At 62.3% G+C, this 22,760-nt stretch carries 19 protein-coding genes and 1 pseudogene; 16 read left to right on the plus strand and 4 right to left on the minus strand.

Going from position 1 to position 22,760, the window contains the following annotated elements; translation table 11 throughout:
• Positions 1-15 precede the first annotated feature (15 nt).
• A complete protein-coding gene (locus tag FHT69_RS17100) occupies positions 16-1,077 on the plus strand; it encodes a LacI family DNA-binding transcriptional regulator (RefSeq protein WP_097622490.1) in 1,062 nt (353 codons plus the stop codon).
• A 112-nt stretch (positions 1,078-1,189) separates the two neighbouring features.
• Here FHT69_RS17100 and FHT69_RS17105 read toward each other — a convergent pair whose 3' ends face one another.
• Positions 1,190-2,101: a dihydrodipicolinate synthase family protein gene (locus tag FHT69_RS17105; protein WP_097622491.1), complete on the minus strand. Its 912-nt coding sequence runs from the start codon at positions 2,099-2,101 to the stop codon at positions 1,190-1,192.
• A 148-nt stretch (positions 2,102-2,249) separates the two neighbouring features.
• Here FHT69_RS17105 and FHT69_RS17110 point away from each other — a divergent pair, with 148 nt between their 5' ends.
• Entirely contained in the window at positions 2,250-2,954 is a 705-nt protein-coding gene (locus FHT69_RS17110; protein ID WP_127429923.1) for a GntR family transcriptional regulator, read from the plus strand.
• Positions 2,955-3,071: 117 nt separating this feature from the next.
• Complete coding sequence (locus tag FHT69_RS17115; RefSeq protein WP_063475873.1) at positions 3,072-3,812, plus strand: DUF4231 domain-containing protein; 741 nt, start codon at positions 3,072-3,074, stop codon at positions 3,810-3,812.
• Between the two features lie 87 nt (positions 3,813-3,899).
• Here the strand turns inward: FHT69_RS17115 and FHT69_RS17120 are convergent, their stop codons facing one another.
• Both FHT69_RS17120 and FHT69_RS17125 read right to left on the minus strand, forming a co-directional pair.
• Positions 3,900-5,237: an alpha-L-fucosidase gene (locus FHT69_RS17120; RefSeq protein WP_183905669.1), complete on the minus strand. Its 1,338-nt coding sequence runs from the start codon at positions 5,235-5,237 to the stop codon at positions 3,900-3,902.
• Positions 5,238-5,326: 89 nt separating this feature from the next.
• A complete protein-coding gene (locus FHT69_RS17125) occupies positions 5,327-6,334 on the minus strand; it encodes a LacI family DNA-binding transcriptional regulator (protein WP_080759860.1) in 1,008 nt (335 codons plus the stop codon).
• Between the two features lie 192 nt (positions 6,335-6,526).
• On the opposite strand from FHT69_RS17125, the gene FHT69_RS17130 reads away from it, so the two are divergent.
• The 13 genes from FHT69_RS17130 to FHT69_RS17190 all read left to right on the plus strand — a co-directional run bounded on the left by FHT69_RS17130 (position 6,527) and on the right by FHT69_RS17190 (position 22,105).
• On the plus strand, positions 6,527-8,452 hold the full coding sequence (locus tag FHT69_RS17130) for an ABC transporter substrate-binding protein (protein WP_063475875.1): 1,926 nt from the start codon (positions 6,527-6,529) through the stop codon (positions 8,450-8,452).
• A gap of 101 nt (positions 8,453-8,553) precedes the next feature.
• Positions 8,554-9,540: an ABC transporter permease gene (locus FHT69_RS17135; protein ID WP_097622494.1), complete on the plus strand. Its 987-nt coding sequence runs from the start codon at positions 8,554-8,556 to the stop codon at positions 9,538-9,540.
• 12 nt (positions 9,541-9,552) lie between these two features.
• Entirely contained in the window at positions 9,553-10,686 is a 1,134-nt protein-coding gene (locus tag FHT69_RS17140) for an ABC transporter permease (RefSeq protein ID WP_047614726.1), read from the plus strand.
• Positions 10,676-11,725, plus strand: a complete 1,050-nt coding sequence (locus tag FHT69_RS17145; protein WP_127429925.1) for an ABC transporter ATP-binding protein — start codon at positions 10,676-10,678, stop codon at positions 11,723-11,725. Before FHT69_RS17140 ends, FHT69_RS17145 begins: the two co-directional genes overlap by 11 nt.
• Complete coding sequence (locus FHT69_RS17150; RefSeq protein WP_183905670.1) at positions 11,725-12,783, plus strand: ABC transporter ATP-binding protein; 1,059 nt, start codon at positions 11,725-11,727, stop codon at positions 12,781-12,783. Before FHT69_RS17145 ends, FHT69_RS17150 begins: the two co-directional genes overlap by 1 nt.
• Entirely contained in the window at positions 12,783-13,616 is an 834-nt protein-coding gene (locus tag FHT69_RS17155) for a 5-deoxy-glucuronate isomerase (protein WP_183905671.1), read from the plus strand. The genes FHT69_RS17150 and FHT69_RS17155 overlap by 1 nt, the downstream gene beginning before the upstream one ends.
• 69 nt (positions 13,617-13,685) lie before the next feature.
• Positions 13,686-15,551 (plus strand): GH39 family glycosyl hydrolase, encoded by a 1,866-nt coding sequence (locus FHT69_RS17160; protein ID WP_127429927.1) that lies wholly within the window; start codon positions 13,686-13,688, stop codon positions 15,549-15,551.
• A 29-nt stretch (positions 15,552-15,580) separates the two neighbouring features.
• Positions 15,581-16,399, plus strand: a complete 819-nt coding sequence (locus FHT69_RS17165) for a sugar phosphate isomerase/epimerase (RefSeq protein WP_132573411.1) — start codon at positions 15,581-15,583, stop codon at positions 16,397-16,399.
• 4 nt (positions 16,400-16,403) lie between these two features.
• Complete coding sequence (locus FHT69_RS17170) at positions 16,404-17,420, plus strand: hydroxyacid dehydrogenase (RefSeq protein WP_063475882.1); 1,017 nt, start codon at positions 16,404-16,406, stop codon at positions 17,418-17,420.
• On the plus strand, positions 17,417-18,838 hold the full coding sequence (locus tag FHT69_RS17175) for a mandelate racemase (protein WP_183905672.1): 1,422 nt from the start codon (positions 17,417-17,419) through the stop codon (positions 18,836-18,838). The genes FHT69_RS17170 and FHT69_RS17175 overlap by 4 nt, the downstream gene beginning before the upstream one ends.
• Entirely contained in the window at positions 18,835-19,623 is a 789-nt protein-coding gene (locus tag FHT69_RS17180; RefSeq protein ID WP_183905673.1) for an SDR family oxidoreductase, read from the plus strand. The genes FHT69_RS17175 and FHT69_RS17180 overlap by 4 nt, the downstream gene beginning before the upstream one ends.
• A complete protein-coding gene (gene araD, locus FHT69_RS17185) occupies positions 19,614-21,356 on the plus strand; it encodes an L-arabinonate dehydratase (RefSeq protein WP_063475885.1) in 1,743 nt (580 codons plus the stop codon). The genes FHT69_RS17180 and araD overlap by 10 nt, the downstream gene beginning before the upstream one ends.
• Before the next feature lie 29 nt (positions 21,357-21,385).
• Entirely contained in the window at positions 21,386-22,105 is a 720-nt protein-coding gene (locus FHT69_RS17190; RefSeq protein ID WP_183905674.1) for a ribonuclease activity regulator RraA, read from the plus strand.
• Positions 22,106-22,372: 267 nt separating this feature from the next.
• Here the strand turns inward: FHT69_RS17190 and FHT69_RS34810 are convergent.
• Positions 22,373-22,561 (minus strand): annotated as a pseudogene (locus tag FHT69_RS34810) (hypothetical protein); the annotation flags it as partial.
• Positions 22,562-22,760: the final 199 nt, after the last annotated feature.

Raw genomic sequence — 22,760 nt, forward strand, 5'->3', positions numbered from 1 at the left:
CAAGTCAGAGATTTCATGTCAGTCGAAGAAAAACAAAAGCCGCAACGAAACGATCGTGTAACGATCCGGACCGTAGCAGCTCATGCAGGCGTATCGGTCGCAGCGGTTTCCAAGGTGATGCGAAATGCTTACGGCGTCAGTGACGCACTGCGCGCAAGGGTGATGGATGCCATCGAGGCCCTCGCATATCGCCCCTCGCGGGCGGCGCGCGGGCTGCGCGGCCGGAGTTTCACCATCGGTGTGCTCCTGATCGACATCCGCAATCCCTTTCTTCCGGAGGTGATTGCCGGCGTCAACGGGGTGCTGGCGCCCTCGCACTATCAGGCGATGATCGGCGTCAGCGATGCGCGCGTGCAACTGGAAACGTCGTTGATCGAGTCGATGATCGACTACAAGATGGATGGCCTTATCCTGGTTGCGCCGCGTTTGCCCTCGGAGATCCTGGCAAAATTCGCAGTCCAGATACCGATCGTCGCGGTCGGTTACCACGATGCCAACGCCACGGCTTTCGATACCATCAATGCAGACGATCAGCGCGGTGCGGAGATCGCCGTGGAAGCGCTTCTGGCCTGCGGCTATCGCGATATCGAAATGCTCAGCCTTGGCGAGCGCCAGGGGCACGCGGTCTCCGTGGTCCGCCAGCGTGAGATCGGGTTCCGCCGGGCCATGCAGCGTGGCGGGCTCGGCTCCTCGCCAGCGATCGGCAAAATTCCCATTGCTTCGCCAAAGCGGGAAGAGGCGATGCGAAAATTCCTATCGCGGAAAGACAGGCCGCGCGCCGTATTCTGCTGGAGCGATCTCGACGCGATCACCCTTTTGAGCCTAGCGATGGAAATGGGTGTGCGCGTGCCCGAAGATCTCGCCGTCATCGGATACGACAACTCGTCCACGGCAGCCCTCGGTCTCGTCAATCTCGCAAGCATCGACCAGTCGGGCAGGGAACTCGGTCAGATCGCAACGCGAACCCTCATTTCCAGAATAGAAGGCCGCACAGCTGCCGAGCATATTTTCCAGATACCGTCGCTCGTCAGCCGAAACAGCCTGATCCGTTCCGGAAACTCCAAGAACACGAGATAGGAACGAAAGCCAGAAGGTCTGCCGCGGCCGGGCGACAACGGGCTCTCGCCTGAAAAGTAGCGAGAATGGAAAGACCGGCAACCGCTTGTCGGCGTTTGCCGGCCCCGTTGTCTCAGGCAGCCTGGCGGATCTTCGAGGGGCGCGTGGCCGCGGCCTTCTCCACCATCGCAGTAACTTCAGCGCGGCGGGCGCCAGAAAGCGGCAGGCGCGGCAGGCGGACACGCTCGGAGCCGCGGCCCATGATCTGCTCGGCGAGTTTGATCGACTGCACGAGATCATGTTCGGCATCGAGATGCAGAAGCGGCATGAACCAGCGATAGATCTTGCGGGCCTCTTCCCAGTCGCCGCGTTCGGCGGCGGCCACCAGCTGCACGGATTCCTCCGGGAAGGCGCTGGTGAGGCCGGAGACCCAGCCCTTGGCGCCGAGCATCAGGCCTTCGAGCGCGACGTCGTCGAGGCCGGCGAAGATATCGAAACGATCGCCGAATTCATTGATGAGATCGGTGAAACGGCGCGGATCCGGGGCGCTTTCCTTGACCGCCTTGATATTCGGCACGTCGGCAAGCACCTTCAGCACATCGGCGCCGATATTGACGCGGTAGGCCGGCGGGTTGTTGTAGAGCATGATCGGCAGCGAGGTCGCCTCGGCGACGGTGCGGAAATGCGCGATCAGCTCTTCCGGCTTCGGCACATAGACCATGGCCGGCAGCAGCATCAGGCCATCGGCGCCGAGTTTTTCGGCGTCGCGGGCATAGGCGACGGCACGGCGCGTGTCGAATTCGGAGACGCCTGTCACAACGGGAACGCGGCCGTTGACGACCTCGACGGCGGCTTTCAGGATCGTGCGCTTCTCCTCGGGATCGAGCGAATTGTTCTCGCCGCAGGTGCCCATCACGATCAGCCCGTTGACGCCGTCGTTCACCAGCGCGTCCTGGACGCGCTGGGTCGCAGCCAGATCCACGGAAAGATCTTCGTTGAATTGTGTCGTTACGGCGGGAAATACGCCCTTCCATCCTGTTGTCATCGATCGACCTCCTTGAATTTGATTGCGTTATATACAAACTGTCGACAAGATTCAATCCGGCGCGATCCTAAAATTTGCAGGCGGAAGACTGCCGTTGCGGGAATCGGCCGAAACGCAATACAAGGCTCTCATGACAGCGGAGGCGCGGATGCAGAACGAGGCGGATAATGTGCGGGTGCGCGGTTCCGGCACGCAGAGCGTCTATATCACGCTGCGCCGGGAAATCCTGTCGATGGCGCTGGAGCCCGGCAGTCCGCTCGATGAAGTGCGGCTGTCTGAACGGTTCGGGATGTCGAGGACTCCCATTCGCGAGGCGCTGTTGCGGCTCGCCGCCGATGGGCTGGTCACGACCCTGCCGAACAGGAACACGATCGTCGCGACGATCGATTTCGCCAGCCTGCCCACCTATTTCGAGGCGTTGACGCTGATGTACCGGGTCACGACGCGCGGCGCCGCCCAGCGGCGTAACCCCGAAGTCATGAAGGTGATCCGGTCGCATCAGAGGGACTTCGCCGATGCCGTTGCCGCGCGCGACGCCTATGCGATGATCGAGGCGAACCGCGAATTTCACGTGGCGATCGCCGAACTGGCCGGCAATTCCTATTATACGGCCTTCTTCGCCAGGCTGCTCGACGAGGGCCGGCGCATTCTTCGCTTGTATTATTCGACCTTCGACGACCGCCTGCCGCGCCAATATGTCGACGAACATGAGGAGATGATCGCCGCGATCGAGGCCGGCGACGCCGAACGGGCCGATCAGCTGGCGATCGCTCACGCCGGGCAGATCGTCCGCCAGATCCAGGATTATATCGCTCGCGATCTCGACCGGCCGGTGGCAATCAGCATATCCTGAAGCAAGCGATAGAGCCGCCGGCGATCGCCTAATCAAGTATCATTAGTAAACGTTACTTGATTTTTCGTGTGTTGCAAGTTTGACTGTGGTCAAACCTCCAACCCCGAGGATAGGGTGATGGATTTGTTCAGGAAGAGGGACGATGACCCTGCTTTGCAGCAGCAAATGCCATTGCCATCACGATATAGAAATATATTAGGGATGCTTTCTATAGCGGTTGTTGTTTTATCTGTATTCTTGATATCGCTTGGCGCTTTAATTGAGGTTTTTGAGCCGGAATTTCCTCCGAACGTCATCCTCGACCAAATTCCCTTGAGCTACATCTCCTGGTTCATGATTACCTTCGGGATAACCATCGTTGTCATCAACGTGATTTTGGCAGCAAGACGGGAGTTTGCTCGAGAGAGAGCGGAAAGGATGCTTCCATCGGATACGGTGGAGATCAAAAGGCAGGCTTTGCGTGACCTGCGGACGCATCGAAACTGGTATGCGCGATCCTCCAGGGTCAACCAGTATCTCTGGAATTTTCTCACAATGGGGATCATCGTTCTGAGCGGCCTCTCTTCGTTGTTTTCGGCCTATGGCACGGCCGTTCCCCAATGGCTTCCTATGATGAGCTCGGCGCTCGCGGCGCTTTTCGGCACGATCATCGTTCAATTCCGCATCCGAGATGCCTGGCAATTGAGAGAGCAGGGAAGGATCGAAGCCGAGATGCTCGTCGCCGAGGCTCATCTCATTGACATAACGGATGAGCTTGAGACGCTCAAACAGGCCGTCGCTCTTAGAAAGCGCGCTCATGCGCTTGAAATGAAGCAGCTCAACCAGTTCTTCGTGGAGACTACCGCAGCCAATCCCTGAGCCCGTTGTCGGCATCCGGCGGCGGGACCGGCCGAGCCATTCTCCTGAGCGGGTATATGTCCGCTCAGGCAAGCTGGTCACCACCTTCTAATCCTGGACGCCTGGGGCACTCCCTGCCTTGAGCTTGACTTCGATGACCGGGACCACGATCTGAGGCCGGCGCACCGGCAGGACGAATGTCAGTTGATCCTCGCCGACGGGAAACTGGGTGTTTGCCCATAACGTATTGGCGGACGGGCGCAGCCAGGCGACCTCGCTGCCATCATGCAGGAATTGCGCATATTCGATCTTGCCCGCCAGCGCATCGAAATGCAGATGGCGATAGGGCCAGTTGAAGAGGTGGATATAGAGACGATCGCCATTCTGGGTCAGGCGGCAATCGGCCGGCGCGGTGAAGTCGGACTGGCTGCAGCCGACAATGCTGCGCTCGTGCAGCGCCATCCATTCCTCATAAGCGGCAAGGGCAGCTATCGCGCGGTGGTCGAGCGTGCCGCGCGCCGTCGGCCCGACATTCATCAGCAGATTGCCGCCCATGGCCACGGTGCCGACCAGCATCTGCACCAGTTGCTCCGTGCTTTTCCAGGTGTCCTCGTCGCGGTGATAACCCCAGGAGCCGCTGAGCGTGTGGCACGCTTCCCAGACGACGCGCTTGCCGTCGCGTAGCGGCCGGGCCCGCGGCATATATTGCTCCGGCGTGACGATATCGGGCTGCAGGCCGGCGAGATCGAGCCGGTTGTTGATGATGATATCAGGGGCGAGTTCGCGCACCAGGCGCACGAGTTTCTCGCTTTCCCAATCCTGATGGCCCTTTCCAACCAGTTCGCCGAGCTTCCACTGCGGATAGCTGAAATCGAACCACATGATGTCGATCTGGCCGAACTCGGTCAGCAACTCGCGCACCTGCTCGCGCATGAAGGCGGCATAGCGGCTGATATCCCGGCCTTCGTTGATTTTCAGCGCATCCGGATGATTGCGCTGCGGGTGGCGCGGATCGACCGTAAAGTCGGGATGATGCCAGTCGATCAGCGAATAGTAGAAGCCGATCCTCAGGCCCTCGGCGCGGAAGGCGTCGACGAAGGGGCGCAACAGATCTTTCCCATAAGGCGTGTTGGTCACCTTGAAGTCGGTGGCCTGGGTATCCCAGAGGCAGAAGCCTTCATGGTGCTTGGTGGTCAGCACCACATATTTCATGCCGGCGGCTTTTGCGCGCCTCGCCCATTCGCGTGGGTCGTAGAGATCGGGATCGAAGTGATCGAAATATTTCTGGTAGTCGGCGTCGTTCAGTTCTTCGCGGCTCTTGACCCATTCATGGCGTGCCGGCAGCGCGTACAGCCCCCAATGCACGAACATGCCGAACCGGTCGTGAACGAACCAGGCCTTCTTCTCCTCAGGCAGGGCCAGTGACTGCAGATTGTCGATATCCATCGGATATTCCTCCCGTTCCAAACTTTAAGATTGGAGCATGATGTCGTCCGAAGACCGCTCACACGTTTCGGCATCATGCTCCGGGGCGTTCAGGTCGTTTCACGGATGATGAGCTCCGGCACGATGACGATGCCGTGCTGGCGGTTTCTGGTGGCGATGCGGCTGAGCAGCAGACGCACAGCTTCCTCCCCCATTTCCCGCTTCTGCACCCGCAAGGTGGTGAGCGCCGGAGACAGCAGTTCGGCCGTCGGAATGTCGTCGAAACCGATCAGGGCAATCTGCCCGGGGATCGAAATGCCGGCGGCCCGGCAGGCCTTCATGGCGCCGATCGCATTAAGATCGTTGTAGCAGACAAGCGCATCGATGCCGGGCGCTTCCGCCAGCAATTGCGCGGCCGCCGTCTGGCCGCCGGCGGCGGTGGGATCGCAATAGACGATGCCTTGCGCCTTCAGCCCGTGGGCCGCCAGCGTCTTGCGAATTCCGACAAGACGGCTCTTGCCGCCAAACGAACTGCGCGGCCCGGCGATGATCGCGATCTTGCGGCGTCCGCGCTCGACCAGATGGTCGATGGCGCGCGATGCTCCTGTCTCGTAGTCGGTGACGATCGTCCCGGCGACCTCGTTGGGCGCCTCGCGGTTGATGAGCACCACGGCCCGGTGGGGCGCAAGCGCCTTATGCAAGGCGGCATCGGGCAGTCGCGGGCTGCAGACGATGATCCCGTCGACCCGATGCCTGAGCAGCGTTTCGATGAGCTCTTCCTCCCGCTTGCTGTTCTCGACGACATTGGACAGAAGCAGGTTGTAGCCGGCAGCGCTCGCGGCATCCTCGGCTCCCCGGATGACTTCGGGAAAAAACGGATTGGTGATGTCGGGAACGAGAAGGCCGATGGCCTTCGATCGATCGGACCGCAATCCGCGCGCAAAGGGATTGGGCCGGTAGTTGAGTTCGCTCGCCGCCAGAATAATCCGTTGACTGGTCTCCGCACTGGCTCCGCCCTGGTCATTGAGCACGCGCGACACCGTCATCGGCGACACTCCTGCGGCGCGGGCAACATCGGCGATGGTTATTTTGGATTCTGGCTCTTTAGGGCGGCTCAACGGGACTGTCTCTCGGAGGGGTTAGAAACTTACGATAACGATAACTAGCATAATTTCCCGGAAAGCCAAGGCAACTCCGGCTCAATGCAAGGCAGGGAGAATCTCTTTGACAAGATTGTACGGTAACGATAACGTTCGAGAAAGAGGAGAATACGTTAACGATAACCTAGAGCGGAATATTGGGAGGAAAGAATGCAACACGTCAGAATCTTAAGACAGCAGGTTGTCTCGACCGTTGCCGCGGCGATCCTCATTGGCGCCGGCTGGGCCGGCGCCGCATTCGGCTTTGAAGAATCGCCGGAACTGAAGGCGCTGGTCGATGCCGGCAAGCTGCCGCCTGTGGAAAAACGGCTGCCCAAGGAGCCGCTGGTGCTCACGCCGCTTGAATCGGTCGGTACCTATGGCGGCACCTGGCGCACGGCCACCTTTGGCGGTGGCGACAGCGAGATCGAGCGTTCGATCGGCTATACGAGACTGGTCCGCTGGAACCCGGAATGGACCGAGGTGATCCCCGATATCGCCAAAAGCGTCGAGGTCAATGCCAATGCCACCGAATATACCTTCACCTTGCGCGAAGGCACGCGCTGGTCGGACGGCGAGCCCTTCACCGCCGACGATCTGGTGTGGTGGAACGAGAACGTGCTGCGCAACACCAAGATCACGCCTGCAGCGCCCGACTGGCTGACCGCAGGCGGGGAGACCGTCAAGGTCGAAAAGCTCGCCGACGACAAGGTCGTCTTCAAGTTTGCCGCACCGAACGGCCTGTTCCTGATGAACATGGCCACTGTGCGCGGCTCCGATATTCTGGCAGCCGCACCGGCGCACTACCTCAAGCAATTCCACAAGGATTTCAATCCCGACGGTATCGACGCCCTGGTGAAAGCAGCCGGCGCAACCGACTGGGTCCAGCTCTTCAACAACAAGATCGGCTTTCCCGGCCGCTGGCGCGATCTCGGCCGCCCGACACTCGATGCCTGGGTGCTGACCGCGCCCTATAACGGGACCACGCAGGTCGTTGCCGAACGCAATCCATATTATGCCAAGGTGGATACGGCAGGAAACCAGCTGCCTTACTTCGATCGGATCACCATCGATGTGATGCAGGATACCCAGGCAATCATCCTGAAGGCGATCAGCGGCGAAATCGACATGCAGAATCGCTTCATCGAGACGACCGACGCCCGAACCGTGATCGTGCAGAACCAGGAGAAGGGCGGCTACGGCCTGTTTATCGCCCGGCCGGCGTGGTCGAACGCCCTGCTGATCACCCTCAACCAGACGCACAAGAATCCGGCCTTGCGCGCCGTCTTCTCCAACAAGGATTTCCGCATCGGCCTCAGCTATGCCATCAACCGCGAAGAGCTCAACCAGCTGATCTATGCCGGACAGGCTAAACCCTATCAGGCAGCGCCGCGTGAAGGCACCGCGCTCTACGACGAAAAGATGGCGACGCAGTATCTGGAATATAATGTCGATCTCGCCAATCAATATCTCGACAAGGCGGGCCTGACCAAACATGACGCCGAAGGCTATCGCCTCGGCCAGGACGGCAAGCGGATTACCTTTGCGATCGACGCTTTGACCGGAAGCCCGATCCAGGTGGACGCGCTCGAGATGATCCAGCGCTACTGGCGGGCCGTCGGCATTGACATGCAGCCGCGCCCGGCCGAACGTTCGCTGATTTTCTCCCGCCTGCAGAACAATGAAAACGACGGCTTGGGATGGGTTGGCGGCGGGGGCTACGATTTCCTCGGCCTGCTCGATCCCAAATGGTATTTCCCGCACGAATATGAATCGAGCTTCGCGACGGCCTGGGGCCTCTACTACCAGAACCCCAAGGATCCGAACGCTGAGGAGCCGAGCCCCGCTGCCAAGAAGCAGATGGATCTCTACCGGCAGGTACAGGAGGCGCCGACGCTCGAAAAGCAGCTGGCGGCGATGAAGGAACTGCTGGCGATCACCCGTGACGAATTCTACGTCATCGGCACCAACCTGGAGCCGGACCGCGTCGGCATCGTCAAGACCAATATGCGCAATGTCCCGAAGGTCATCCCCAGCACGTCATTCTACATGACGCCAGGACCGGCAAAGCCGGAGACCTTCTACTACCAGCAGTAACGGCACGCGACCGACAGCGATGGCGTCTCCGGGCGCCATCCCAGCAATACCAGCCCAGTCCCAATCATCCGGCGGCGATCGCCGATTGAAGGAGCTTGACCATGGCCGGCTTCATCATCAGACGTCTGCTTTATATGATCCCGATGATGTTCGCGATCTCAGTCGTGACCTTCATCATCATCCAGTTGCCGCCCGGCGACTTCCTGACCGCGATGACCGCGCGTCTGGCCTCCCAAAACGAAACGATCGATCCCGGCGTCATCGCCGGCCTGCGCGAACGCTATGGCCTCGATCAGCCCTGGGCGGTCCAATACTGGAAATGGATCAGCGGCATCCTGCTGCGCGGCGATTTCGGCCAGTCCCTCGATTGGAACAAGCCGGTTAGCGAGCTGATCTGGGCCCGCATGGGCCTGACGTTGGTGGTATCGGTCACCACGCTGCTGTTTGTCTGGGCGGTCGCCTTTCCAATCGGCATCTATTCGGCCGTGCGGCAATATTCGGCGGGCGATTACGTCGCCACCTTCTTCGGCTTTCTCGGCCTTGCCATCCCGAACTTCCTGCTGGCGCTGGTGCTGATGTATGTTTCGGCGCAATATTTCGGCCAAAGTACCGGCGGGCTGTTTTCGCCCGCCTATATCAACGCCGTCTGGAGCTGGGCCAAGCTCGGCGATCTCATTTCGCATATGTGGATCCCGGTCGTCGTTCTCGGCACTGGCGCCACCGCAGCGCTGATCCGCATCATGCGCGCCAACCTGCTCGACGAGCTCAACAAGCCTTATGTCGACATGGCCCGGGCCCGCGGCCTGAGTGAAATCCGGCTGCTGTTGAAATATCCGGTGCGGGTGGCGCTCAACCCGTTCGTCTCGACCGTCGGCTGGGTGCTGCCGCACCTCGTCTCCGGCTCGGTGGTGGTCTCCATCGTTCTCAGCCTGCCGATCACCGGGCCGCTGCTGCTCAACGCCCTGTTTGCCCAGGACATGTATCTGGCCGGCACCTTCATCCTGCTGATGAGCATGCTGACGCTGATCGGCACGCTGATCTCGGACCTGCTGCTTGCCTGGCTCGATCCACGCATTCGCAACGGCTGAAGGACGAGAGATATGACCGATCAAGCCATCGCGCTATCACCTGAACTGATCCAGAATTCCGACGCGGTCGCCGGGCAGTGGAAGCTCATTTGGCGGCGCTTCTGTCGCCATCGGCTGGCGCTGGCCGCTGGCGTCGTCATCTTCTTGATCTACATGGTCGCCCTGTTTGCCGAGGTTCTCGCTCCGGTTTCATCGCAGACCTATGATTCCCGCTACACCTATGCGCCGCCGCAGCAGATCAGATTCGCCGGCCACGACGCGGCGGGGCAGTTTCATCCCCTCTATGTCAACGGTTATTCGATGAAGGTCGATCCGATCGCGCTCAGCCGCAATTACGTGGCCGATCCGGCCGTCGTCATTCCCATCGGCTTCTTCGTGAAAGGCGAACCCTATCGGCTCTGGGGCCTGTTTAATCTGGACCGGCACTTGATCGGCCCGACCGAGATGGGCAAACCCTTCTACCTGTTCGGCGCCGACCGGCTGGGTCGCGATGTCTTCAGCCGGACGGTCCACGGCACCCGCGTTTCGATGTCCGTCGGACTGATCGGGGTCGCAATCAGTCTCATCCTCGGCATCATCCTGGGCGGCATCTCGGGGCTCTACGGCGGCTGGGTCGACGATGTGATCCAGCGCTCCATCGAACTCATCAATTCCATCCCGACCATCCCGCTGTGGATGGGCCTTGCGGCTGCCGTTCCGATCAGTGCCGATCCGATCCTGGTCTATCTCTGGATCACGGTCATCCTGTCGCTGATCGGCTGGACCGATCTGGCACGGGTGGTGCGCGGGCGCTTCCTGTCGCTGAAGACGGAGGATTTCGTGATTGCCGCACGTCTCGATGGCTGTTCGCAGATGCGCATCATCTGGCGGCATATGGTGCCGTCCTTCATGAGCCACATCATCGCCTCGGTGACGCTCGCCATCCCGACGATGATCCTCGCGGAAACTGCGCTCTCCTTCCTCGGCATCGGATTGCGCCCGCCTGTCGTGAGCTGGGGCGTGCTCCTTCAGGAGGCGCAGAACATTCTCGCGGTCACGAGCGCGCCCTGGCTGTTTCTTCCCGGTCTTGCGGTGATCGTCACCGTGCTCGCCCTCAATTTCCTCGGTGATGGATTACGCGATGCTGCAGATCCCTATGAATACTGATCCCAATTTCGCCGCCACTGGCGACCGGCACGGTGCTCGCGACCCGCTGATCGAGGTCGACGATCTCAGGACCCATTTCTTCAGCGGTGCGGGCACGATCAGGGCGGTCGACGGCGTCTCCTTTTCCATTCCGCGCGGCAAGACGGTCTGCGTCGTCGGCGAATCCGGTTCGGGCAAGAGCATTACCGGCCGCTCGATTCTCAACCAGGTTCCGCGCGGAGGGCGGATCGTCTCGGGAGCAATCCGCTACCGGCCGGATCCCGCAGCACCCTCCGTCGACCTGGCGGCGTTCGATCCGCGCGGCCGCGATATGCGGGCGATCCGCGGTGCCCAGATCGGCCTGATCAGCCAGGAGCCGATGGCGGCCCTTTCCCCCGTTCATACGATCGGCAACCAGATGGTGGAAGTGATCCGCCTGCATCTGAAGATGGGAAAGAAGGAGGCGCGCGAGCATGCCATCGAGACATTGGCTCTGGTCGGCATTCCCAGGCCGGCCGAGCGTATGGAAAGCTATGCCTTCCAGTTTTCCGGCGGCATGCGCCAGCGCGTCTGCATCGCGCTCGCGCTCGCCTGCCGCCCCAAGCTCTTGATCGCCGACGAGCCGACGACGGCGCTCGATGTGACCACCCAGGCCAATATCCTCGATCTGCTTGCCTCGCTGCAGGCCGAATTCGGGCTCTCGGTGCTGTTCGTGACCCATGATCTCGGCGTGGTGGCCGAAATCGCCGATGAAGTCGTCGTCATGTATGTCGGCCGGGTCGTGGAGGCAGGCGATGTCGACACGATCTTCCACGCTCCGGCCCACCCCTACACCAAGGCGCTGCTGCAATCGGTGCCGCGCATGCATGGACAACCCAGCGAACGGCTGGCGATCATCGACGGCATGGTGCCCTCGCGTTTCAACCGACCCCAGGGCTGCAGCTTTCATCCTCGATGCAAAGAGGCGAGGGCCGGCCTTTGCGACCAAAGGGATCCGCAGCCCGTCGCCATCGGCGACCGGCATGTCGCCAGCTGTCTGCTTTACGAAGGAGGACGATGATGGCCGATCCCATGATCCAACGAAGCCCTCTGCTCGAACTGAATGATCTCAGGATGCATTTCCCCATTCGCAAGGGCGCATTCCGGCGTGTGGTCGGCCACGTCAAGGCGGTCGACGGCGTTTCGCTTCGCGTCGAGGATGGCGAAACACTGGGGATTGTCGGCGAGTCCGGCTGCGGCAAGTCGACGCTTGCCCGCACGGTCCTGCGCATCTATCAGCCGACGAGCGGCGAAATCCGCTATCGTAGCCGCAGCGGTGGCACGGTCGATCTCGCCACGCTGTCCGGTTCCGCCCTCGACGAAATCCATCGCGACCTGCGCATCGTGTTTCAGGATCCGCAATCCTCGCTCAATCCGCGCCTGCCCGTCATCGACATCATCGGCGAGGTGCTTGCTGTCAACGGCATCGCCAAGGGTCGTGAACTCGAACATCGGGTCGCCGAGTTGATGCAGAGCGTCGGCCTGCGGCCGGAATATATGCACCGCTATCCCCATGCTTTCTCCGGCGGTGAACGCCAGCGCATCGGCATCGCCCGGGCGCTGGCGTCCAATCCGCGCCTGGTGATTGCCGATGAGGCCGTCTCGGCGCTCGATGTCAGCGTCCAGGCGCAAACCATCAACCTGCTGCAGGATCTGCAGGAGCAGTTCGGACTGACCTATCTCTTCGTCGCCCACGACCTCTCGGTCGTCCGGCACATCTCGGACAATATTGCCGTCATGTATGTCGGCCGGGTCGTCGAAAAGGCGCCGACGGAAGAGATCTTCTCGCGCCCGCTCCACCCCTACACCGAAGCGCTGCTCTCGGCGGTGCCGATCGCCGATCCGAGGATGCGCCGCCACGGTCAACGCATCCGGCTGGCGGGCGAGGTTGCCGACCCCGCTCATCCGCCGCCCGGCTGCGCATTTCATCCGCGCTGCCGCTACGCCACCGGCCTTTGCAAGCAGGAGGTGCCGGGCTTGCGCACCGTCACCGCCGATGGGCACGCCGTGGCCTGTCACCACGCCGAATCCCTGTCGCTTAATCCTTTCGCCGACCGTACCGCTCCGGAGTTCAATTGATGCCTGAATTCATTCCACGCTCCGAGCAGCGTCCCATCGTGGATAGCTCCTCCGCGACGCTCGATCTCATCTACTTCGATCTCGTCACGCTCGCCTCCAACGAGCAGGACATCCGGCGGCTGCCCGCGCACGAAAGCCTCTACGTCGTGCTGTCGGGTCAGGTGGATATCGAGGTGGATGGCATCATGTTCGAAGCTGTGGGCCGGCGAGCCGATATCTGGGGAGGCGATGCGGACTCGGTTTACGCGCCCGTCGGCGCCAATATCCGGATATCGGCTCGTGGCGCCGCGGCGGAGGTCGCCATTGCCGGCGGTCTCTGCGACACCCGCTACGCCCCGTTTCGGGTGACGCCGGATGAGGTCGATGCGGTCAATGTCGGTTCGTCTGACACGCACAGCCAGCGGCGGATCGTCCATCTGCTCGGCCAACGGCAGAACGGACGTTGCGGCAACCTGCTGGTGAGCGAACTCTATGCCGGCGAAGGCTGCTGGTCCGGCTATCCTCCTCACAAGCACGATACCGAAGACGGCGATGTCGAGACCCGGCACGAAGAACTCTATCACTACCGCTTCCAGCCGGAGACCGGCTTCGGCAGCCAGATCACCTATGACGAGGACGGTCCGGTCAAGATCCTGATGACCCGCAATGGCGACACTGTCCTGGTCGACCGGGGTTACCACCCGACGGTCACCTCTCCGGGGCATCGCGGCTATATCTTCACCATCCTGGTCGGCAAGCATCGCCGAGGTCTGATCCAGCGCTTCGACCCCGCCCATCAGCATCTGACCAAAACCATCCCCGGCATCGATGCGATGCGCGACAAGTTCAAATAATCCGGCTCCTGGCCCCGTGTGCCGGCTTTGCGGCGCGTCGCCAAACTTCCGCCCAAGGAGAGACGACCCATGCGTGAACGTACGCGAATAAATATTGATGCCGGTGAAGCGGTGCGCCCGTTCAACCGGTTCTGGCGCGGCACCGGCTTTTCGCCGGCCGAGCTGCTGCTCGAGCCCGAGATGCGCCAGATGCTCGCCTATATCGGCGGCCTGCCGAATGAGGGCATCAAGTTCCTGCGTGTGCATTATCTCTACAATCTGCTGAGCGCAAAGGGCGGGGCCGGCTACGACTGGTCCCTGCTCGACCGCGCGCTCGACGTGATGATCGAACACCGCCTGAAGCCGTTCTTCGAGCTGATGGGCAACCCGTCGGGTGTGTTCACCGACTATGAGGATATGGATCAGGTCAAGCGCTGGCGCGATCTCGTGACGGTGACGGCAGATCGCTATGGCGCACGTTACGGCATGGACGAATTGCGCACATGGTATTTCGAAACGACGAACGAGGCCGACTCCGGCTGGTGGACCTATGGGATCAAGGGTTACACCAATTACTACGACGCCTGCGTCGCCGGCCTCGATGCCGTCGATCCCAGCCTGCCGATGGGCGGGCCTGGCACCGCCCGCACGCTCTCGCCGATCTTTCGCGCCCTGATGGCGCATTGCGACAGCGGCACGAGCTGCCTGACCGGCAACGGCCCGCCGCGCCTCGACTACATCTCGATCCACGAAAAGGGCGTCAATGGCAGCAAGGAAGATCTGACCCCGAAAACCAACGGCATCGTCGACCGCACGCTTCTCGTCGTCGATTATCTCAAGGAGAATCACCCGCGTCTCGCGGGCCTGCCCGTGATCAACGACGAATGCGATCCGCAGCTCGGCTGGAGCGATCATCATAGCTGGCACGGCAAAGCCTATTACGCCGGGATCATCGCCCGCATCATCGAACAGCACGACCGCCGCATCATCGCCCCGAAAGCGGCGAATTTCACCTTCCTCAGCAATGACCATGCCTTTATCGGCGGCTGGAGCCAGCGCACCATCTTTGCCTATTTCGGCCCGCGCAATTTCACCAAGGCGCAATGGGAGCACAAGACCGATCTCAGCACTGTGGTGACGGATGTCGATCGGGCGCCGCCCTTCGACATCATCAAGAAGCCCGGCCTGACATCGATGGAACTGCTCGCAACGCTTGGCGATACCGTCTGCAAGGTGACGGCCGAACCGCCGCTTGCTCCCGACCAGGATGGCCTGGCGATCCTGCCGACACGGCTGCCGGGCGGCGGTGTTTCCATCAGCCTCATCCACAGTGTCGATGCCATCAACCGTTCGGGCCGGACCGCCGTCCGCCTCGAGGTGAGCGGCCTGGTTCCTGGCCGCCATGCGCTTTGCCTGCTGCGCATCGACGAGGAATTCACCAATCCGATGGAGGTCTGGGAAGCCCAGCGCGACGAAAGCAACCCGCGCGGCCCCTTCGAGCCGGTCGGCGCGCCGCCGGCACCTAGTGAAGCGCAGTTTGCCGAGCTGCGCCGGGCACAGGAGCCCGCCTTGCTGCATCCAGTCAGCGTCGTCGCCTGCGACGACGGCCGGATCAGTGTCGATCTCGATGTGCCGCTGCCGTCACTGACGCAGGTGCTTGTCGTTCCCGACACCAGCGCGGCCCCGGCTGCACCGACCGGCCTTGTCGTCGAACGCTACCTCGGTCTCGGCGGCCGGGAGGAGCGCATGCTGTTCTGGGCTGCCGGCGATGCCGGCCCTGCCATCTTCTACGATGTCCTGGCCAGCGCCGATGGCGGGACGTTTGAAAAGGTCAGTCCCGCGCCGCTGATCTCGACCGCATTCCTGCATATGTCGCCGCCGGAGGGCGTGCGTTACGCGGTCTGCGCCCGCGATGCATTCGGCCGCCGCAGCGAGCTTTGTATCGCCCGCTCATGAACAGCGCCTTTCTCTCTGGGATCTGATCCATGGATATCGCCTATTTCACCAAGACCCTGGACGGCCTGCCGCTCAAGAGGGCGGCCGAGATCACTGCCGGCCTGGGATTCGATTGTGCCGATCTTCTCATTCGAGATGGCCATGCCGTTTCCCCAGACAGGCCGGACGAGATCGTCAAGGCCGTAAAACTCTTTGCCGCAGCCGGGGTGCGTGCCCCGATGGCCACCATCGATTCCACACGGCCCGACGATGCCGCATCCCGGCTTCTCGGCTGTTGCGGCGAGGCCGGCATCGGCCAGATCAGGCTTGGCTTCTGGCGTTACGACCCGTTGCGGCGCTGGCAGGTTCAGCTCGATGAGGCGCGGCGTGATCTCGACGGCTTCGAGCGCCTGGCCGAACGCTTCGCCGTCACGCTGACCATCCAGCTCCACGGCGGGACCCTGCACAGCTCGGGCGCGCTGGCGGTGCAATTGCTGGCCGGGCGAGATCCCGTCAGGATCGGCGCTTATGTCGATCCGGCCAATCAGATCATTCGCGAGGGAAGCGAAGACTGGCGTCTGACCCTCGACATTCTTGATCCGTGGTTCTGCTGCATGGGCGTCAAGAACAGCGGTTGGTTCCCCGGCACTTACGGAGCCCACGGCCAGCGCGCATGGCATTCGGACTGGTACGGGCTCGACGAAGGCATGGTGCCGTGGAGCGACATCGTTCCGCATATGGTGACGACAGGATTTACCGGTGTGTTGTCGGTGCATTCGCAATACCGGGTTCCCCAGCAACAGGCGCTCGACAAGGTCCGCGCCGATCTCGCCCATCTCAGGCGGCTGGTCGCCGCAGTGAAAGAGTAGAACCATGAACGAACAGGCTCCCGTCATTGCCGTATTGCTGACCGAAAAGACCCGCCGGATGATGCTGGACGATGCGGCGATAACCCAATTGAACGCCCTTGGCGCGGTGCGCTGGCCGGCCGGCGCCACAATCGACGCCGGCGATGTCGACTACCTGCTGCAAGGCGCCACCGCATGCCTCACCGGATGGGGCACACCGCCCTTCGACCCCGCCGTGCGCGCCCGCCATCCGCAGCTCGCCCTTGTCGCTCATTCGGCAGGCAGTGTCCGCACACTGGTCCCGGCGCGTCTGTTCGACGATGGCCTTCGCGTGACCCATGCCGCCTCGAAAATTGCCGCCTCGGTTGCCGAATTTGTCGTCGCCGAAGCGCTGCTCGCCATGCGCGGCATTCATCGGCTGCATCATCACTTGCGCAATGGCGGTGAATGGCTCGACGTCCGCGCCGCCGTGCCGCAGAGATTGCTGGGCGCCAGAACGGTCGGCATCGTCGGCGCCGGCTATGTCGGGCGGGCGGTGATGCGTCTGCTCGTTCCCTTCGGTTGCCGCGTGTTGGTCGTCGATCCGTTCCTGGATGAGAGCGAGGCCGCAGCCCTCGGCGTTGTCAGCGCCGGGCTGAACGATATGCTCGTGCAAAGCGACGTGATTTCCCTGCATGCGCCTGTCCTGCCCGAAACGCGCCGGATGATCGGCGCCCACGAACTGGCGCTGCTGCGCCCCGGCACACTCTTCATCAATACGGCGCGCTCGCAGCTGGTCGACGAGGCAGCGCTGCTCGCCGCGATCCGCTCCGGCCGTATCGAGGCGGCGCTCGACGTCTTTGACGACGAGCCGCTGCCTCCGGATAGCCCGTTCCGCGATCCGGCCCTGGCCAATGTCACCATTTCACCGCATGCTGCCGGCCATACTGAAGAGGCGCATTTCGCGCAGGGACAGACCATGGTGGACGAGATCGGCCGGCTGCTTCGCCGCGAACCGCTCCGGCATGAAGTGACCCGCGCCATGCTCGACCGGATGGCGTGACGGTGGACAGAAGTATTGGAGGTTCCGTGACTGCCCCACGCATCAAGATCATCGAGATCGACGCCTTCGAGCGCGATATCAGCCTGCGTCTGCCGTTCCGCTTTGGCGCGGCCACCCTTGAAAAGGCGCCGCAAGCCTTCCTCAGGGTCCGCGTCGAGGACGAAAAGGGGCGAACCGCCATCGGCGGCGCCGCCGAATTGATGGTGCCGAAATGGTTCGACAAGGATCCGGCGCTGACGCCGGCGCAAAATGTCGATCAGTTGCGCACTTCGATCCGTGCGGCTGCCGCTGCCTCGCTCGAATCGTCTCAGCCGACGACATTGTTTGCCGCCGCCCGTCTGAACGAGGTGGAAACGGTGCGGCGCCTGCCTGGTAATCCGCTCGCCGCTGGTTTCGGCCCGTCGCTGATCGCCCGTGCTGCGCTCGATGCCTATTGCCGCCTTGCCGGCATTTCCTTCTTCGAGGCGGTACGTCAAAACTGGATCGGCATCGGCGGCCCGATGCTGCCCGGTGATATCGACGCCGACGCCGCCTCGGCGATGCTGGCCGATCTTCGCCCTGCCGGCGCGATCTCGGCTCGGCATACGATCGGGCTTCTCGACCCGATCACCGAGGGCGATGTCATCCATCCTGTTCACGACGGCCTGCCGGAAAGCCTCGAGGCGGTGATCAGGCGCTATGGCAATCGCTGGTTCAAGATCAAGCTTTCGGGCGCGATCGAGGCCGATCTCGACCGCCTGCTGCGGATCGCCGCCGTGCTGGAGAGGATGTCCGACTATTGGGTGACGGTCGACGGCAACGAACAGTTCGGCAGCGCCGAACAGTTCGCCGCCTTGCTGGCGCGGATCGAGGCCATGCCGCTGCTCGCCAGGCTGCGCGCGGCCATCGCCTTTGTCGAACAGCCGTTCTCACGCGCGATCACGATGGAAACGCCGCTCGGGGCTCTCGCGGCGCAATTGCCCTTCCTGATCGATGAGAGCGACGACGACGACGAGGCCTTCGCCCGCGCCCGGGGGCTCGGTTACACCGGCGTCTCCTCGAAAACCTGCAAGGGCATTTACCGCTCGCTGATGAAGGCGATCCGCATCAGAACCGGAGCGGTGCCGGGACTGTTCCTCTCGGGCGAGGATCTGACCTGCCAGGCCGGGCTTGCCGTGCAGCAGGATCTGGCGCTGGTGTCCTTGCTTGGCCTCTCCCATGTCGAGCGTAACGGTCATCACTATGTCGCCGGCATGCAGGGCGCGCCGCAGGCAGAGAAGGCGCGCTTTGCCGCGGCTCATCCCGATCTCTACGAGCAGGGTTCCGATGAACCGCTGCTGTCGATCCGCGACGGCCGGATCGCCATCGCTTCGCTCGGGGCCGTCGGCTATGCGAGCGGCGCCTTGCCCGATTTCGAAGCGATGACGCCGCTGTCATGAGGAGTGCTGCCGTGCCAAAGGGTATTGAAGTGTTCGATCTGTCCGGCAAAAGGGCGCTTATCACCGGATCGAGCCAGGGCATCGGCTTCAGCCTGGCTCAGGGCCTTGCTGCGGCAGGCGCCGAAATCGTCCTCAATGGCCGTGATGCTGGAAAGCTCGCCGCTGCAGCCGAGGGCCTGGGCGGTGCCGGCACGCCGCCGCGGACACTTTTGTTCGATGCGACCGACGCCAAGGCCGTGCGTGCCGCCATCGACGCATTCGAGCAAGCCAGCGGGCCGATCGATATTCTGGTCAACAATGCCGGCATGCAGCATCGCGCGCCCCTGGAGGAGTTCGACCCCGAGATGTTCGAGCTGCTGATGCGCACGAACGTCTCCAGCGCCTTCAATGTCGGGCAAGCCGTCGCCCGCCACATGATCAAGCGCGGGCGCGGCAAGATCATCAACATCGCTTCGATCCAGACGGCGCTCGCCCGGCCGGGAATTGCGCCCTATACCGCAAGCAAGGGTGCGCTCGGCAATCTCACCAAAGGCATGGCGACCGACTGGGCGCGTTATGGGCTGGCGGTCAATGCCATAGCCCCCGGCTATTTCGATACCCCGCTCAATGCCGCGCTCGTCGCCGATGCGGAGTTTTCGAGCTGGATCGAACGGCGCACGCCGGCCGGCCGCTGGGGCAGGCTTGAGGAATTGACGGGCGCCTGTATCTTTCTCGCTTCGGACGCTTCAAGCTATGTCAACGGTCACATAGTTTACGTGGATGGAGGCATGTCGGCATGTCTTTGAAAGTGACGAAGACACGGGAAGACCTGCGATCGGCGCGCTGGTTCGCATCGGAAGACCTGCGCGGCTTCGGCCATCGCTCGCGCCTGATGCAGATGGGCTACGACGCCGGCGATTGGGCCGGCAAGCCGCTGATCGGCATCCTGTCGACCTGGTCGGATCTCAATCCCTGCCACGCCCATTTCAAGCATCGCGTCGAAGACGTGAAGCGCGGCGTGCTGCAGGCCGGCGGCTTTCCGGTGGAAATGCCGGCGCTGGCGCTGTCAGAGAATTTCATGAAGCCCACGACCATGCTCTATCGCAACCTTCTGGCGATGGAGACCGAAGAGCAGATCCGGGCCCACCCGGTCGACGGCGTGGTGTTGATGGGCGGATGCGACAAGACCACGCCGGGCCTCATCATGGGGGCGCTCAGCGCCGGGGTGCCGATGATCTACCTGCCGGCGGGGCCGATGCTGCGCGGCAACTATGCCGGCCAGCAGCTTGGATCGGGATCGGATGCCTGGAAATATTGGGACGAACGGCGCGCCGGAACGATATCCGATAAACAATGGGCCGGCATCGAGGCCGGCATTGCCCGTTCCTACGGCCATTGCATGACGATGGGCACGGCCTCGACCATGACCGCGATTGCCGATGCGATGGGTCTGACGCTGACGGGGGTCTCATCCATTCCCGCGCCCGATGCCAATCATATCCGAATGTCGGCCCAGTCAGGACGGCGGATCGTCGACATGGTCTGGGAGGATCTGACGCCGGACCGGATCGTGACGCCGGCGGCGGTGCGCAATGCGGCGACGGTCGCCATGGCGACCGGCTGTTCGACCAATGCGGTCATCCATCTGCTGGCGATGGCGCGCAGGGCAGGGGTCGCGCTGACGCTGGATGATCTGGACGCGCTCGGCCGCACCACGCCTGTCGTGGCCAATATCCGCCCTTCCGGAAAGACCTATCTGATGGAAGACTTCTACTATGCCGGCGGCCTCGTGGCGCTGATGTCGCAGATCAGGGAGCGGCTGGATCTCAGCGCCATGACGGTTTCGGGCGAAACCCTGGGTGCCGCGCTGGCCGACGCGAAGGTCTATAATGACGATGTGATCCGGCCGCTTTCCAACCCGATCTACCCGGAGGGATCGCTGGCCGTGCTCAAGGGCAATCTGGCGCCCGATGGCGCGGTGATCAAGCCGGTGGCCTGCGACCCGCGCTTCCATGTCCATCAAGGTCCCGCCCTGGTTTTCGACAGCTATCCCGACATGAAGGCGGCAGTCGAGGACGAGGCGCTTGATGTGACGCCCGATCACGTGATGGTGCTGCGCAATGCCGGGCCGCTCGGCGGTCCCGGCATGCCGGAATGGGGCATGCTGCCGATGCCCAAGGCACTGCTGAAACAAGGGCATCGCGACATGCTGCGGCTCTCGGATGCGCGCATGAGCGGCACCAGCTACGGCGCCTGCGTGCTGCATGTGGCGCCCGAAGCCCATGTCGGCGGCCCGCTCGCCCTTTTGCAGAATGGGGACATCGTCAGGATCGACATTCCCAACCGCCGGCTGGACATGCTGGTCGACGAAGTCGAACTGGCGCGGCGCCGTGCCGCCTGGGTGAAGCCCGCCGACCGTTTCGGTCGTGGCTACGGCTGGATGTACGCGTCGCATGTCAGCCAGGCCGACAAGGGCTGCGATTTCGACTATCTGCTGCCGGAATTTGGCCCGGCGGCAGGGGAACCGGATATTTTCTAGCCAGACATTTTCCAGGAGGACAGACAGGCATGACGACACTTTCGGACAGCACGCGCGACAAACTCATGAAGGTCAGCGTTGCCACCATCAGCACCGCGCTGTTCAAGCGCGGCCTGCGCAACCAGACCATTCAGGATGTGCAGCCGGTCGCCGGCAAAGGCCGGAACATGGTCGGCCCGGCCTATACGCTGCGTTACATTCCGGCGCGCGAAGACCTGAACAAGCTCGAGGTTTTCCGCAATCCGGAGCATCCGCAGCGCGCCTGCGTCGAAAGCTGCCCGGCCGGGGCCGTGCTGGTGATGGACAGCCGCAAAAATCCGCGCGCCGCATCCGCCGGCTCTATTCTGGTGACGCGGCTGATGGTGCGGGGCGTGGCAGGCGTCGTCACCGATGGCGGGTTTCGCGACAGCCCGGAAATTGCCGGGCTGGGGATTCCCGCCTATCACAACCGCCCGTCGGCGCCGACCAATCTGACGCTGCATCAAGCGCTCGACATCAATGTGCCGATCGGCTGCGGCGATGTGGCGGTGTGGCCCGGCGATATCATGGTGGGCGACGATGAAGCGGTGATCGTCATTCCGGCCGAACTGGCCGACGAGATTGCCGATGAGGCGGTGGAAATGACGGCTTACGAGGATTTCGTCACAGAACGGGTGCTGGCCGGTCAATCGATCATCGGCCTCTATCCGGCAACACAGCCGGGCAATATCGAGGATTTTGCCGCCTGGCGTGCCAAGCATGGTCGTTAGACCTGGCGATTTTCAGGAATGGCGGTGGTTTTCAATTCGTCGGCGACCCGTCCGTCGATCCCGAAAGCCGGGTCAACGATGGCAGGACGCGCAGGCGGCTGACGCCGCCTGCGGGGGGAATACGTCCCGCGGCCTTGTTCCGGGGAGAGGAACTCGACCGAAGAGGTTGTCACTGAGGTCGGTAGGAATCGCCCGTATCGGGTTGCGACCCTCTTGCCATTGCAACGCCGCCCATCTTCTCTGCCGCAGTGTGCGCCAAAGCAGCCATCGCTGGCCTTGCCCTCCCTTGGAAGGTTCGGGCTTGAAGGTGATCGTCGTGTGATCGTTGGATGAATGCGCTTCCGTGTCGGCGGTTTCCGGCTCGTTCAGGTCGTCGACGTGTGTGAAAATGACAGGGATGACGATGAGGCTGAGCAGCATCGACATCAACAGCCCACCGGTCACCGCGATCGCCATAGCCAGGGAGTGCTGGCGTGCAAGAGGGTATTGACTCGATCTAATCCGGAGCATGTCATCAATCACCCCGTTCCACCAATCGAAATGTCTTCCGACAGAGCATCACACTCCTTTCGAACGTTTTCCATACGGTCTGATTCGCTCCTAAATCTTAAGAAACGAGGCGCTGTGTCGCACTGATTTGAAATACAAAACCGAA

Origin of the sequence: Rhizobium sp. BK008 (genome assembly GCF_014197345.1) — a bacterium.
Lineage (GTDB): Bacteria > Pseudomonadota > Alphaproteobacteria > Rhizobiales > Rhizobiaceae > Rhizobium > Rhizobium anhuiense.

Coding starts and splice junctions, on each gene's coding strand:
- FHT69_RS17180 (WP_183905673.1), top strand. CDS start 18,835: ATGAGGAGTGCTGCCGTGCCAAAGGGTATTGAAGTGTTCGATCTGTCC.
- FHT69_RS17120 (WP_183905669.1), bottom strand. CDS start 5,237: ATGGATATCGACAATCTGCAGTCACTGGCCCTGCCTGAGGAGAAGAAG.
- araD (WP_063475885.1), top strand. CDS start 19,614: ATGTCTTTGAAAGTGACGAAGACACGGGAAGACCTGCGATCGGCGCGC.
- FHT69_RS17130 (WP_063475875.1), top strand. CDS start 6,527: ATGCAACACGTCAGAATCTTAAGACAGCAGGTTGTCTCGACCGTTGCC.
- FHT69_RS17110 (WP_127429923.1), top strand. CDS start 2,250: ATGCAGAACGAGGCGGATAATGTGCGGGTGCGCGGTTCCGGCACGCAG.
- FHT69_RS17145 (WP_127429925.1), top strand. CDS start 10,676: ATGAATACTGATCCCAATTTCGCCGCCACTGGCGACCGGCACGGTGCT.
- FHT69_RS17105 (WP_097622491.1), bottom strand. CDS start 2,101: ATGACAACAGGATGGAAGGGCGTATTTCCCGCCGTAACGACACAATTC.
- FHT69_RS17170 (WP_063475882.1), top strand. CDS start 16,404: ATGAACGAACAGGCTCCCGTCATTGCCGTATTGCTGACCGAAAAGACC.
- FHT69_RS17150 (WP_183905670.1), top strand. CDS start 11,725: ATGGCCGATCCCATGATCCAACGAAGCCCTCTGCTCGAACTGAATGAT.
- FHT69_RS17190 (WP_183905674.1), top strand. CDS start 21,386: ATGACGACACTTTCGGACAGCACGCGCGACAAACTCATGAAGGTCAGC.
- FHT69_RS17140 (WP_047614726.1), top strand. CDS start 9,553: ATGACCGATCAAGCCATCGCGCTATCACCTGAACTGATCCAGAATTCC.
- FHT69_RS17155 (WP_183905671.1), top strand. CDS start 12,783: ATGCCTGAATTCATTCCACGCTCCGAGCAGCGTCCCATCGTGGATAGC.
- FHT69_RS17115 (WP_063475873.1), top strand. CDS start 3,072: ATGGATTTGTTCAGGAAGAGGGACGATGACCCTGCTTTGCAGCAGCAA.
- FHT69_RS17100 (WP_097622490.1), top strand. CDS start 16: ATGTCAGTCGAAGAAAAACAAAAGCCGCAACGAAACGATCGTGTAACG.
- FHT69_RS17165 (WP_132573411.1), top strand. CDS start 15,581: ATGGATATCGCCTATTTCACCAAGACCCTGGACGGCCTGCCGCTCAAG.
- FHT69_RS17135 (WP_097622494.1), top strand. CDS start 8,554: ATGGCCGGCTTCATCATCAGACGTCTGCTTTATATGATCCCGATGATG.
- FHT69_RS17160 (WP_127429927.1), top strand. CDS start 13,686: ATGCGTGAACGTACGCGAATAAATATTGATGCCGGTGAAGCGGTGCGC.